Origin of the sequence: Ruminococcus bovis, assembly GCF_005601135.1 — a bacterium.
In the GTDB taxonomy this organism is placed as follows: domain Bacteria; phylum Bacillota; class Clostridia; order Oscillospirales; family Acutalibacteraceae; genus Ruminococcoides; species Ruminococcoides bovis.
In genome coordinates, this window is record NZ_CP039381.1 from 1,179,979 (window position 1) to 1,193,674 (window position 13,696).

Sequence of the window (13,696 nt, forward strand, 5' to 3'; positions counted from 1 at the left end):
AAATGTCCGATAATTGGGTTGTAGGTAATCTACAAAACGCACTCGACACTTGGAATGCCAAAGTTACCGAGTTGTGGAATCTGATCCTTACCTCCCCGCAAAACTTTAAGGGCGGCGGTATCTGGACGGCAATCACCAATGTCAACACCGCAATGCAGGCTCTCGGCACGGGCTTATTAGTCCTGTTCTTTGTGATAGGCGTAGTTAAAACGTGCGGCAGCTTTACGGACTTGAAAAAGCCTGAACACGCTGTAAAGCTCTTTGTCAGATTCATCTTGGCAAAGGCAGTTATCACGCAAGGAATGGAGCTAATGACAACTCTGTTTGGCGTGGTGCAAAGCGGTATCGCTTCAATTATGACAGCCGCAGGCGTTTCATCAGCAACGGACACCGTATTGCCGGACAACTTGGTATCCGCTATCGAAAACTGCGGATTTTGGGAGAGTATTCCCTTGTGGGCGGTCACGCTTATCGGCGGACTGTTCATCACCATAATGTCCTTCATTATGATTATGAGCGTGTACGGCAGATTCTTCAAGCTCTATATGTACACGGCTATCGCTCCTATTCCGCTTTCTACCTTTGCGGGTGAGCCTACGCAGAACGTCGGCAAGAGCTTTCTTAAAAGCTATTGCGCCGTCTGTTTGGAAGGTGCGGTTATCGTATTAGCCTGCATTATTTTCTCACTGTTTGTATCTTCGCCGCCTGTTGTGGCTGCGGACGCACCGCCTGTCACGATGGTATGGGCGTACATCGGTGAGCTTGTATTCAATATGCTGGTACTCGTCGGCACGGTTAAGATGTCTGATCGCATTATCCGTGAGATGATGGGACTGTAAGCTATGAAGAACAACACAAAGATATATAACAAGTTTAAGGGCTATACCCTTGAAGATTGTAATTGCAAATACTGCTTATATTTCGGCGGCAGGCGCAGAGGTAAAGTGAAATGCCTTGCGGGAGAATGTGTTTGCAAAGAGGAAATTGAAGCTGCCCGCCGGAAAGAAAGGAGATTTACGCTTAATGGAAGTTAAGATTAACAGAGAAATCCGTAACTATACAGAAGCAGTATTCTTTGGTCTGTCACTTAGACAGATCATTTTTTCTGTCTGTGCGCTTGCGGTTTCGGTTGGCGTGTTCTTCCTGTTGAAGCCTACGCTTGGTACGGAAACCACATCTTGGATTTGCATTATCGCAGCAGCTCCGTTTGCGGCGCTGGGCTTTGTCAAATACAACGGAATGACCGCCGAAAAATTCATTGTCGCTTGGGTGAAATCCGAATTTCTCACCCCTAAAAAGCTGACATTCAAATCAACGAATACCTACTACGAGCTGATGAAGCCCGTAATTGAGAAAAAGCAAAAGGAGGCTATGAAAGCCAATGATTAAAACTTTAAGAGCTATCAGTAAGCAGGACAAGGAAAGATTCGTCGTCCCGAAGGGCGTTCAGGACGTAATTCCTGTTACTGCTATTTATAGCGACGGCATTTTCCGTATCGGCAAGGATAAGTTTACAAAGACTTTCAAATTCACTGATATTAACTATGCTGTCGCTTCCCGTGAGGACAAGGAAGAAATGTTCCTTGAATACTCAGAGTTGCTCAACAGCTTTGACAGCGGGGCAACCACAAAAATCACGATTAACAACCGCAGACTTAACCGCCTTGACTTTGAGAAGTCAATCCTGATTCCCCTCAAGGGCGACTATCTTGACGAGTACCGCAAGGAGTACAACCAAATGCTCCTCGAAAAAGCGACAGGCGCAAATTCGATGGTGCAGGACAAATACATCACGGTATCCGTCTGCAAGAAGAATATCGAGGACGCCCGCACTTATTTCAGCCGTGTCGGTAATGATATGATTGCCCATTTGAGTAAGCTCGGCAGCAGGTGTACAGAGCTTGACGTTGAAGAACGTCTGCGTATCTTCCACGACTTCTACCGTGTCGGCGAAGAAAGCAGCTATCACTTTGACATCAAGGAAAACCGTCAGAAAGGTCACAGCTTTAAGGACTATATCTGTCCCGATTCTATGGAGTTTGAAAAGGACTATTTCAAGATTGGCGACAGATACGGCAGAGTGCTTTTTATGCGTGAGTATGCGTCCTATATCAAGGACAGTATGATTTCCGAGATTACCGAGCTTAACCGCAATCTGATGTTGTCTATCGACGTTATCCCTGTTCCAACTGATGAAGCCGTGAGAGAAGCGGAAAGCCGTTTGCTCGGCGTTGAAACCAACATTACGAATTGGCAGCGCAGACAGAACGCTAACAACAACTTCTCCGCAACCGTCCCCTATGATATGGAACAGCAGAAAAAGGAAATGAAAGAGTTTCTCGACGACCTGACTACCCGTGACCAGCGTATGATGTTCGCCGTACTGACAATGGTACACACGGCTGATACAAAGGAACAGCTCGACAACGATACCGAAGCTATCCTGACTACGGCGAGAAAACACCTCTGTCAGTTTGCTACCCTCAAATTCCAGCAGATGGACGGACTGAATACCGCTATGCCTTTCGGAGTACGCAAGATTGACAGCTTCCGTACATTGACTACAGAATCCCTCTCCGTCCTTATGCCATTCCGTGTGCAGGACGTATTCCACGAGAACGGAATCTACTACGGTCAGAACGTCATTTCAAAGAATATGATTATCGCTGACCGCAGGCAGCTCCTTAATGGTAACGCCTTCGTCCTCGGTGTATCCGGCGGTGGTAAATCGTTCTTCGCAAAGGGCGATATTGTTAATATCATTCTCGCAACGGGCGCAGATGTTATTATCGTAGATCCTGAGCGTGAGTACGGAGCACTTGTCAATGCTCTCGGCGGCGAGGTCATCAATATCTCAGCTACCTCTAAAAACCATATCAACGCTATGGATATGTCCGAGGAGTACGGCGACGGCGCTAACCCCGTTATCCTCAAATCCGAGTTTATTATGTCCCTCTGCGAACAGTTTGTACCCCTCGGCGCAAAGGAGAAGTCCATTATTGACCGTTGTACCGCAAATGTATATCGTGGCTATCAGCAGAGAAACTACACAGGCAAAGTGCCGACCTTAAAGGACTTCCGTGAAGAACTGCTTAGACAGGAGGAACCGGAAGCACAGAGTATCGCCCTTGCGATTGAGCTGTTTACAGACGGCTCGCTCAACACATTTGCAAAGCAGACAAACGTGGATACTGACAACCGCCTTATCTGCTACGATATTCTTGACCTCGGCAAGCAGCTTATGTCAATCGGTATGCTTGTCGTAATGGACAGTATTCTCAACCGTATCACGCAAAACAGAGCGAAGGGTAAGGCAACATTCATCTTTATTGATGAAATCTACCTCCTGTTCCAGCACGAGTATTCCGCAAACTTCCTGTTTACCCTTTGGAAACGCGTCAGAAAGTACGGCGCATTTGCGACAGGTATCACACAGAATGTCGATGACCTTCTCCAGAGCCACACAGCCCGTACAATGCTCGCAAACTCTGAATTTATCGTAATGCTCAATCAGGCTTCCACCGACAGAGAGGAGCTTGCACGTCTGCTTAATATTTCCGATTTACAGCTTTCGTATATCACCAATGTTGACGCAGGACACGGCTTGATTAAGGTCGGCAGCTCCCTTGTACCGTTCGCAAATAAATTCCCCAAGAACACCAAGCTCTACAAGCTGATGACCACCAAGCCGGGCGAAGGCACGGCAGCATAAAGAAAGGACGACCATTATGAAAAAGAAAATCCTTATTATCGGTCTTGCGGTGCTGATTGCCGTCTGCGGCGTTAGCACCTTTTTCCACATCAAGAACAAGGTGGAATCCGACAACAACAAGAAGATGTATGAATCCGTAGCTGAAGAAGTTTCGGCTACGGAGGAAAGCACAACGCCTACACCGACCAAAGCACCCGTCAATCCTTATACGGATAACACAACGGTTAGCGGCGGTAGTGGAAACGGCGGCGCAAGCGGCGGAAGCTCTGAGAGCTATACTACCAATATGAATCCCAGCGCTAACCCTGATATGGTAGGTTGGATTAAGATTAACGATACTGTCATTAACTATCCCGTAATGCAGACAAAGAAGATCCCAGACTACTATCTCAATCACGATTTCTACAAGAATGAATCCGTGTACGGCTGTCCGTATGTTCAGGCGAATTGTGATGTTGACGCTCCCTCAGACAATGTAATCATTTACGCTCACCATATGAACGACGGCTCTATGTTTGCAGGACTTGAGAATTATCGCAGCAAAGATTATTGGTCGTCCCATAAGACAATCAGCTTCGATACGCTGAACAAGAAAGCGAACTATGATATTCTCGCCGTGTTCGCCGTCCCCGTTGATGAGAGCAATAAGAACACATTTAAGTTTTATGAATTTGTCAACGCTTATGATTCCGAGCATTACAGCAGCTTTATCAGCAAATGCAAGGCGTTGTCGTTCTATGAAACAGGGGTATCGGCAAAGCAAGGCGATAAGCTCCTGACACTTGCTACCTGTGAATACACGAACAACAACGGCAGACTTGTTGTCGTAGCAAAGCGTACAACCAGATAAGGCGGTGAAATTATGCTGCCACGAATGAACATACAGCAACGCCGCCAAGCTAATAAGCTGATAAAGCACTTATGCGCTAACTATCAGGACGGAAACTGCCTGCTACTTGATGACGACGAGCCGTGTGTTTGCGTTCAGAGTATTTCCTATTCTCTATGCTGCAACTATTTTCGGGCGGCAGTTTTACCGACAGAGCCATTACTTGAAGCGGGAATTTTAAGTCCTGTCAATATCAAGTATTGTCAGGATTGCAAAAAACCGTTTGTGCCTAAGAGCAAGAGAAACAATCAGAAATATTGTGTTGATTGCGCTAAACGTAGGCACAGAATGATTAACGCTGAAAGTATGGCAAAAAGGCGTTTGAAAAGTGTACAAAGTTAGCTTGAAAAAGTCAGTATTTATGCGGCTTTTCAAGTGCAGTAATTGAGGGGTGAAGGTAGTTTTACCTTTACCCCTGATTTTCCTATATTTGCCCTTTACGGGCGTTTACGAAGGGAGGTTAAAAGTTGGCTGATATTAAGACAAGAGATACGGTCAAAGGAACAATCCGAACTCTTGATAAGGGTAGGATTGCCGCCAGCCGTATGAAACAAGCCTATATACAGACAAAGAACAAAGCGGAGCACTCCATCGAGCCGGAGGAGCATAACGAAACGGAGTACGCTTCTGATCGTATGGAATCCGGTACCAAGCGAATGGCGGAAGAAACTGTACATCAAACGAAGAAAGCCGTCAACAAAGGCGCTGAGAATGTCAAGGACAAGGTTGAGCGAAAAATCGAGGACAGAGTTAAGAAGAAGGTCCAAAGCAAAGCCGAGAATACCGCAAAGGATACGGTTAAAAACTCAGCAGAGCGAGCTTCTAAAAACGCCGCTAAGAAATCCGCAGAGAAATCTATCCGGGCAACCAACAGCGCAGGACGTAAAAGTATTCGCACCGTTGAGAAAACATCGGCAAAGACTGTTAAGCAATCAGCCCGATCCACGGGCAAGGCAACCGTTAAGACGGCTCAGAAAGGCACAGTCAAAACCGTCAAGACTTCCGTTAAAACAGCGGAGAAAACATCGAAGGCAGCTATTAAGACTACAAAGCAAGCCGCAAAAGCCGCAGAAAAATCAGCGAAGGCGGCGGCAAAGGCAGCGCAGAAAGCCGCTAAAGCGGCTCAACAAGCGGCTAAGTTGGCAGCCAAAGCAGCGAAAGCGGCTATACAGCTCTTGATTAAGATTATCAAGGCTATCATAGCGGCTATGCAAAAACTGATTTCTGCAATCATCGCCGGAGGTTGGGTGTCACTGCTCGTGATCCTGATAATTTGTATGATCGCTCTTTTATGTTGGAGCGTGTACGGCTTATTCGCTTCCGCTAACGCAAATAATGGTGAATACACTATGCACAACATTATTACTCGTATCAATAATGAGTTTAACGATAAGATTACAGATATTAAGACCGATAACCCACACGATAAACTCGTTATGTCCGGCTCAAAAGCTGAGTGGCGGGAAGTCCTTGCTATTTACGCTGTTGCTTACAATATGACGGATATGCACCCAGCCAATCCTGATGAAGTACAGGTAGTAACCCTTGATGAAAACAAGGAAGAATATATACGCAATCTCTTTTGGGAGATCAATAAGATTGACCACAGAATAGAAACGTACACCGAAACTGAACAGGTCGAGGAAAAGCAAAAAGACGGCAAGGTTAAAAAAGTCAATAAGCAAGTCCAAAAGAAAGCACTTTATATAACCGTTTCTCACGTTGACCTTGAAACGATGATGAACAATAAAGGCTTTACTGCGGAACAGAAGAAAATGTGTCGGCAGTTGTTATCTGATGAGAACAACGACTTATGGCGTGAGCTTCTAAACGGAGTAACAAGCTCGAACAGCGATATTGTCCTGATTGCTCAGGAGCAGCTTGGAAACGTCGGCGGAAAACCTTATTGGAGCTGGTACGGTTTCAGCTCTCGAGTTGAATGGTGTTGTTGCTTTGTTTCTTGGTGTGCGAATGAGTGCGGTTATATTGAGAGCGGTACTATTCCAAAGTATTCTGTTGTTGATGATGGAGTTGTATGGTTTAAGAACAAAGACCAATGGCTTGATGGCTCAGAAGAACCGGAACCGGGTATGATAATCTTCTTTGATTGGGCTGATGACGGAATTGATGGTGGTGGCGATCATACGGGTATCGTTGAAAAAGTCGAGGGCGGCACAGTTTACACAATCGAAGGCAATAGCGGTGATAAGGTTTGTGAGAATCAGTACAGCATTGGCAACAAAGAAATTTTGGGATATGGTTTTTACTCAGGTAACAATACCGTTGCGACAGGTGATACAGCGCAGCAAGTGTGGACGTATCTTAAAAGCTATGGCTACTCAGACAGCGTTGCCGCAGGCATTATCGGAAATATGATGAGAGAGTGCGGCGGCGATACACTTAATCTCGATTGGAACATCGTCGGACACTACAACGGTGATGAATTCTATGGCTTGTGCCAATGGTGTCTAAGATATACTCCTACGGGATTCAAAGGCTCTAATGTTAAAGAACAATGTGAGTATCTGCAAAAGACGATAAAATCCGAGTTTGCAAACTACGGAGGAAACTATAACGGTATCACTTATAGCGAATTTCTAAAGTCCAATACCCGAACGGCGGCGATAGCCTTTGAACGGGTATATGAGCGCTGCGGAGATTACTCGTTTGAGGATTCACGCAGGGCAGACAACGCAGAAAAGGCATATAACAGATTCCATAAATAAGAACGGCGGCAGTCCATTACGGGCTGTCGCCGTTGTTTCATTTTATAGGTTATTAAGGAAAAATATTAAAACACATACAAAAAAGTGCTGCAATTATCTATAGGATAGGTTTTACTACTTCCGTTGTCATATTTTACGGTCAAAGAGCTATCGTCTATTTTTATTATCTTTCCTATACCGACACTTTTGTTTTCAACCCATTGATTTATTTTAAAGTTCTTTTTAGAATTGACTTTCCTTATATTAAATGATTCTACATATGTAGCGGCTATTTCTTTTAGATTTAAAGCTCTTGCTGCATTCAAAAAGGGTAAGCCACTAACTAATTGATATTTTCCATCTTCGATAGTTACGATAACTGTACCTAACAATTCATTAAATTTCTCGTAATGCTTAATAAGATGTCCTATTTGGATAGGGCTCTTATACTTCTTTTTTGATAGATACATAGGTACAACGATATCTCTCACATTAATATTCTTTTTATTTTGAAAGGGAATCGCTCTCTGCGTTACATATTTATCTTGTTCGGTTTTACTTTTTTGAGCATTTTCAGAATAATACTTACAATGAGCCGAGCCGGGACAGCGAGAAACAATTTTGCTGCAAAACCCATTCTCTTTATTGTAAAATACACATCTACTCTTATGTCTTCTATTATCTTCTTCTTTTTTACTTAAAATGTTGACGTGCCAAGACGTTCCGGTCATTCTTTTAATACTTCCCATAAATAAACTCCTGTTAGTATCTTTGACTATTATTTTATCACAGTATATTTATTCACGCAACTATTTTAAAACTCAAGAGCTATGGCTATTAAATGATGTTTTACGGAGATTGAATAGAACTGAGAAGTTTACGGAATAATCCATAGGCTTCTTCTTGGTTATAGAAAAAATGCTAATTCTGTAGTATTACACAAGAAAAACGCACAATATCAGCAAGCAAAATTTATGCAATATGACAAATTGCATAATTAGGTTATAAATTATCAAAAATTCTGTTGACAAACAAAGACGTACGTGATAAGATATAGCCACAGTGAAATTAGGTTGGATATTACCTAAAAGCAAGGAGGAGTACAAATTGAAATCTAATACTGATCTGATTAAAGAAATTTCAAACGAGCTGAGCGAAGCATACCGAGGAAAAATAACAAACTTAGGCGGTGCAGTCATTTCTACTGCTTTTGTTTTAAGCATAATAGAGAAGAAACCATCACTATCCACTAGGACACTTGATGTGTTCCTTGAGACAGCAGATATTCGTTCTGACGTTGCTGAGGTGCTTGCAAGAAATCTTAATGGTTTATGGAAAACAGTGTTGAGCTATGTTGGCAGATATGATGCTTCTGTATTAGAGGAACTTGTCCTCTATGATAACTCATTCTTTGAAATGAGTACACCTGCTTCTTTGGTGAAACTTGCCGGTAAGATTCTTGGTATCAGTGAAAATGATAAAGTGCTTGAGCTTTGTTCAGGTAGTGCAACATTTCCTACATATGCTATGCAAGATTCAAGAGCAAGTGAATATACAGGAATTGAGATCAATTATAACTCAAATGATATAGCGGTACTTCGTGGTTCCCTGATTGGAGATAACTACCATTTTATAATTAATAATGCACTGACTTATCATTACCCAACAAGTTATGATAAAATATTTGCAAATTACCCGTTTGGTCTTAGAGGAGCAACTGATTTAGATGAGTGTCGTCGTGAATTGCAGGAACAATTTGGTTTCAATAGCACTTCTATTTCCAGATGTTCGTCGGATTGGCTGTTCAATACAGTAATCATTCGTTCTCTTAAAGAAACTGGTAAAGCTGTTGCGATAATGACAAATGGAGCAGCATTTAATAAACCAGATGTCTATATGCGTCAGTATTTTGCAGAAAATGGTTTAATAGAAGCTGTCATTAATCTTCCCTCTGCCTTATTTGTTGAAACTGCAATTCCAACAACCTTGATTATATTTAGTCACAACAATAGCTCAACAAGACTAATAAACGCAGAAAAAATCTTTACCAAAGATGGTAGAAGGCTTAATATTCTTTCAGATGATGACGTACAAACAATTCTTGATTGCCTTAACGTAGGTGGTGATAACACTATTGATGTTTCACCTGAAGAAATGCGAGATCACGACTATAATCTGATGGCATCCCACTATCTTGACAAGCCCGTTGTTGAAAATGGAGTATGTTTTGGAGAATTGATTAAAAGCATTACAAGAGGAGTTCAAGTTAAGCCTGCGCTTCTTGAATCTTATAAATCTATAATGCCGTCAAATTACAGATTCATCACGCTCGCAAATGTGGTGAACGGTTCTATTGATATTGAAGAAGGACAACAATACCTTACTGAGCTAACCAAAACTCTTGAAAAATACGTCATTCCTGAAAACTCGATTGTTCTATCTAAAATGGCTTCGCCAACTTTCCGCTCTGCAGTTGTTAATTCTGAAAGGAATTATTCAATTATTGCAACAGGTAACCTTTATATTATCGAGATTGATGAAAGCAAAGCTGATCCTTATTATATTCAAGCTTTTTTTGACAGTAAAGCCGGTGAAGCAGCCCTTAATTATGGAGCTGGCGGTTCAGCTGTTATGACAATATCCGCAGAAGCAGTAAAAGGAATTATGATTCCGTTGCCTTCTCTTGAGAAGCAGAAAAAGATAGGTCAAAAGTATCAGGCTGCACTCGATGAATATACCGTTCTGAAACGGAAAATGAAAAAGCTATTAGAGCGAAAAAGAACACTTCTTGATAACGAGGGGTGAGTGCAGTGTTAGATACAGAACGAATTGAAGAGCTTATAGATGCTGTTACTGAGAAGATATATCTGGCAAACAGAACCGGAGAACTTGAAAGCCTGCTTGAGCAATGGGGGTTGCTCGATCTAATAACAGACGATGCTCCCAGCAGCGATGACTTTTATGATACATATAAAGACGGAAAAATAGTTGTTCTTGGCAGTCCACAGACAAAGGAAAACGAGTTACTGGGAGTCATAAAGAACCTTGGGCTTGACAAAAGTAGGTTTGAATTCTGTTTAGACTATAAAAAAATTGTAAGCTATCAGTTTTCTAAGCTGCAATACAATCCAAACTACAGGCTTGTAATCGTAGGTGCTATGCCACATAGCACAGCTGGCAAAGGAGATAGTAGCAGTGCTATTGCCAATATGGAAAACGCCAGCGGCTATCCGAAGGTTATTAGACTTGGTTCAAATGAATTAAAAATCACAAAGACTAATTTCAAAATGGCATTGCAGGAACAGCAAGCCATCGGTTATATATAACGTGCAAGGAGTGAGATATAGTGTCAATTAATTCTTTACAAAAGCAAACTAACACCAATATTCAGGAAAAAGCAAATCTCATATGGGAGATTGCAACGCATCTTGTGGGACTGTTTAAGCCGCACGAATACGGTAAGGTCATATTGCCTATGACGGTGCTAAAGCGTTTTGATGATGCACTTGCGCCTACCAAACAGGCAGTTGTTGAGATGAATGAAAAACTTGCAGAAATGAAAGTTGAGGGCGAAGCCCGTGACGGCGTTCTGTGTAAAACTTCGGGTTATGCCTTTTATAACACAAGCAAGTTTGATTTCAAAAAACTCGTTTCTGATCCGAATAATATCGAATCCAACTTTGAAAATTATCTGCAAGGTTTTTCCTCAAACGTCAAGGATATAATCTCTAACTTCAAATTCACCGATCAAGTAAAGACTATGGCTGACGGCAATGTGCTTTTTGTGGTTATTCAGGAGTTTATATCGCCGAAGGGCGATATGTCCCCGGATAGAATTACCTCAACTGATATGGGCTACATTTTTGAGGAGCTAATCAGAAAATTCTCTGAGAGCTATGATGAACAAGCAGGAGCGCACTTCACCAGCCGTGATATTATATACCTTATGACCGAGCTACTTATAGCTCCCGAAAAAGAATATATTAAGGCAAATGGTTGTACCAAAACCGCCTACGATATGGCTATGGGTACATCTCAGATGCTCGGCTGTCTGACAGAGCGTTTGACCGACATTAGCGAAGATGCAGACCTCACTTGTTTCGGAGAGGAGTTTAACCCTGAAACATATGCTATCGCAAAAGCGGATATGCTAATCAAAGGTGGAAATGCTTCTGGTATGATGTATGGCGATACACTGAGCGATGATAAATTCAGTGGCTATGAGTTTGATTATATCATTTCCAACCCTCCATTTGGTATTGACTGGAAGCGTGAGAGAGCCGAAGTTGAAAAAGAAGCGAAGAAAGGCTACGACGGAAGATTTGGCCCCGGACTGCCTACTATTTCTGACGGACAGATGCTCTTTATGCTTAATGGCATCAAGAAGCTGAAAGAAGGCAGCGGACGAATGGCAATCATTCAAAACGGTTCGTCTTTGTTTACGGGCGACGCAGGTAGCGGCTCTTCAGAGATTCGTCGTTACGTTATCACTGAAGATATGGTTGAAGCAATCATTCAGTTGCCGACAGATCTGTTTTACAACACAGGTATTTCTACTTATATTTGGGTGATTACTAAGGGCAAGCCTGTACACCGTTTAGGAAAAATTCAACTTATCGATGCATCAAAATGTTTTGTTAAACGCCGCAAGAATATCGGCAATAAGCGTGTTGACCTTGATGATAAGTGTATTGAGCTTATTATGAAAGCCTATATAGATTTTTCAAACGAAATATATACTAAAGATGATCTTGTAGTGGAGTCAAAGACGTTCGACAATGACTATTTCGGTTATACAAAAGTAACTGTTATGACCGCACAAGCCGACAAAGATGGAAAAGCCATACTGAAAAAGGGTAAGCCGCAGGCTGTCAAAGGTTCTAACGACAGTGAGATTATTCCGCTTTCAGAAGATATAGACGAGTTTATCGCAAAGAACGTCCTGCCGTACAATCCGCTGGCATTCGTTGACCGCAAGAAAGATAAGATCGGCTATGAGATACCTTTTACAAGATTGTTTTACAAGTTTACTGAGCCCGAATCCTCGGAAGATATCTTTGCGGATATCAAGGCACTGGAGGAGGAAGAAACAATACTGATGAAGGAGCTGTTTGGTAATGCGTGATATGATTAGTACAGGCATCGTTTGGTGTCCATCCATTCCATCAGATTGGGAAATACGCCGTGTTAAGAATTGCTTCTATATCTCAAAAGTTAAGGCAGGAACAAAGAATCCTGTTGTCCTTAAATTGGCACGAAGTGGAGTACAAGTAAAGGACGTAACAGTTAATGGTGGGCAAATGGCTGAAAGCTATGATGATTACAACCCTGTTCAGGTTGGAGACCTTCTTTTAAATCCTATGGATTTGTATTCGGGGGCAAATTGTAATGTCTCTGAAGTTGAAGGTGTTATAAGTCCTGCATATGTGAATTTAAGAGCCAAAGAATCAATAAACCCATTTTTCTTCGATTATTATTTTAAGATTCAATACTGGACAATGGCTATGTTCGCTCACGGCAAGGGTGTTTCATATGATAACAGATGGACTATTAACGCAGAAAGCGTAAAGGCATATGAGCTTCCTTTCCCAAGTGTTGATGAACAAGATTTGATTGTAGATAGTATAAAAAAGAGAAGTATCCAGATAGACGCACTTATCACAAACGCAGAGAAACAGATTGAAAAGCTGAAATCATACAAGCAAAGCGTAATCACCGAGACTGTCACAAAGGGGCTTGATTCTGATGTGCAGATGAAAGAAAGTGGGGTTGAATGGATCGGGGAGATACCGGAGCATTGGCAGTTAAGTCATATTGGGAATTTAGCAGAAATCGGTTCGGGAGGAACACCAAATAGAAATATACCTGAATATTGGAAAGATGGTACAATACCATGGATGTCATCTGGTGAAATAAATCTCGAATATGTCAATGATACTGCTGAAAAGATTACAGAAGAAGGACTTAATAATTCCAATGCAAAACTTTTACCCAAAAACACAGTAATGCTCGGTTTAATTGGTCAAGGAAAAACAAAGGGATTAACAGCGATTCTAAACATTGAATGCTGCTGTAATCAAAATCTTGCATATCTTATTCCGAATCGTTTCCTGTTTTATAAATACCTTTTTTACTGTTTTAAGGCGATGTATGTTTATATCAGAGGAATAGTTGGAGAATCACAGGCTGGTATATACCAAGGCTTTTTGAAAAAACAATATATTCCACTCCCACGAATTAGTGAACAACAAGCCATTTCTGACTTTCTCAACCACAAATGCTCCCAGATAGACAAGCTCATCGCCCTCAAACAGCAGAAGATCGAGAAGTTACAGCAGTATAAAAAATCCCTGATATACGAATATGTTACAGGCAAAAAGGAGGTATGAC

At 42.1% G+C, this 13,696-nt stretch carries 12 protein-coding genes; 11 read left to right on the plus strand and 1 reads right to left on the minus strand.

Annotated elements, in window-relative coordinates; genetic code table 11:
* The first annotated feature begins 2 nt into the window (after positions 1-2).
* The 7 genes from E5Z56_RS05555 to E5Z56_RS05585 all read left to right on the plus strand — a co-directional run bounded on the left by E5Z56_RS05555 (position 3) and on the right by E5Z56_RS05585 (position 7,327).
* Complete coding sequence (locus E5Z56_RS05555; RefSeq protein WP_138156942.1) at positions 3-839, plus strand: hypothetical protein; 837 nt, start codon at positions 3-5, stop codon at positions 837-839.
* A 3-nt stretch (positions 840-842) separates the two neighbouring features.
* Positions 843-1,034 carry a hypothetical protein gene (locus tag E5Z56_RS05560; RefSeq protein WP_138156943.1) on the plus strand — a complete coding sequence of 64 codons (192 nt, stop codon included), beginning with the start codon at positions 843-845 and terminating at the stop codon, positions 1,032-1,034.
* Complete coding sequence (locus E5Z56_RS05565; protein WP_138156944.1) at positions 1,024-1,389, plus strand: PrgI family protein; 366 nt, start codon at positions 1,024-1,026, stop codon at positions 1,387-1,389. The genes E5Z56_RS05560 and E5Z56_RS05565 overlap by 11 nt, the downstream gene beginning before the upstream one ends.
* The gene (locus E5Z56_RS05570) at positions 1,382-3,712 is read left to right on the plus strand and encodes a VirB4-like conjugal transfer ATPase, CD1110 family (protein ID WP_138156945.1); all 2,331 of its coding nucleotides are present in this window, start codon (positions 1,382-1,384) and stop codon (positions 3,710-3,712) included. Before E5Z56_RS05565 ends, E5Z56_RS05570 begins: the two co-directional genes overlap by 8 nt.
* 16 nt (positions 3,713-3,728) lie before the next feature.
* Positions 3,729-4,562: a class B sortase gene (locus E5Z56_RS05575; RefSeq protein ID WP_138156946.1), complete on the plus strand. Its 834-nt coding sequence runs from the start codon at positions 3,729-3,731 to the stop codon at positions 4,560-4,562.
* A 24-nt stretch (positions 4,563-4,586) separates the two neighbouring features.
* Positions 4,587-4,943: a cysteine-rich VLP domain-containing protein gene (locus E5Z56_RS05580; RefSeq protein WP_232842497.1), complete on the plus strand. Its 357-nt coding sequence runs from the start codon at positions 4,587-4,589 to the stop codon at positions 4,941-4,943.
* A gap of 125 nt (positions 4,944-5,068) precedes the next feature.
* On the plus strand, positions 5,069-7,327 hold the full coding sequence (locus tag E5Z56_RS05585) for a phage tail tip lysozyme (protein WP_175405387.1): 2,259 nt from the start codon (positions 5,069-5,071) through the stop codon (positions 7,325-7,327).
* A 65-nt stretch (positions 7,328-7,392) separates the two neighbouring features.
* Here E5Z56_RS05585 and E5Z56_RS05590 read toward each other — a convergent pair whose 3' ends face one another.
* On the minus strand, positions 7,393-8,055 hold the full coding sequence (locus E5Z56_RS05590; RefSeq protein ID WP_138156948.1) for a hypothetical protein: 663 nt from the start codon (positions 8,053-8,055) through the stop codon (positions 7,393-7,395).
* Between the two features lie 358 nt (positions 8,056-8,413).
* Here E5Z56_RS05590 and E5Z56_RS05595 point away from each other — a divergent pair, with 358 nt between their 5' ends.
* The 4 genes from E5Z56_RS05595 to E5Z56_RS05610 are packed head-to-tail and all read left to right on the plus strand — an operon-like array spanning position 8,414 to position 13,695.
* On the plus strand, positions 8,414-10,111 hold the full coding sequence (locus tag E5Z56_RS05595; protein WP_138156949.1) for an N-6 DNA methylase: 1,698 nt from the start codon (positions 8,414-8,416) through the stop codon (positions 10,109-10,111).
* 5 nt (positions 10,112-10,116) lie between these two features.
* Positions 10,117-10,632 carry a hypothetical protein gene (locus E5Z56_RS05600; RefSeq protein WP_138156950.1) on the plus strand — a complete coding sequence of 172 codons (516 nt, stop codon included), beginning with the start codon at positions 10,117-10,119 and terminating at the stop codon, positions 10,630-10,632.
* A 20-nt stretch (positions 10,633-10,652) separates the two neighbouring features.
* Positions 10,653-12,431: a type I restriction-modification system subunit M gene (locus tag E5Z56_RS05605; protein WP_138156951.1), complete on the plus strand. Its 1,779-nt coding sequence runs from the start codon at positions 10,653-10,655 to the stop codon at positions 12,429-12,431.
* Positions 12,424-13,695, plus strand: coding sequence for a restriction endonuclease subunit S (locus tag E5Z56_RS05610; RefSeq protein ID WP_138156952.1), 1,272 nt, complete (start codon positions 12,424-12,426; stop codon positions 13,693-13,695). Before E5Z56_RS05605 ends, E5Z56_RS05610 begins: the two co-directional genes overlap by 8 nt.
* Position 13,696: the final 1 nt, after the last annotated feature.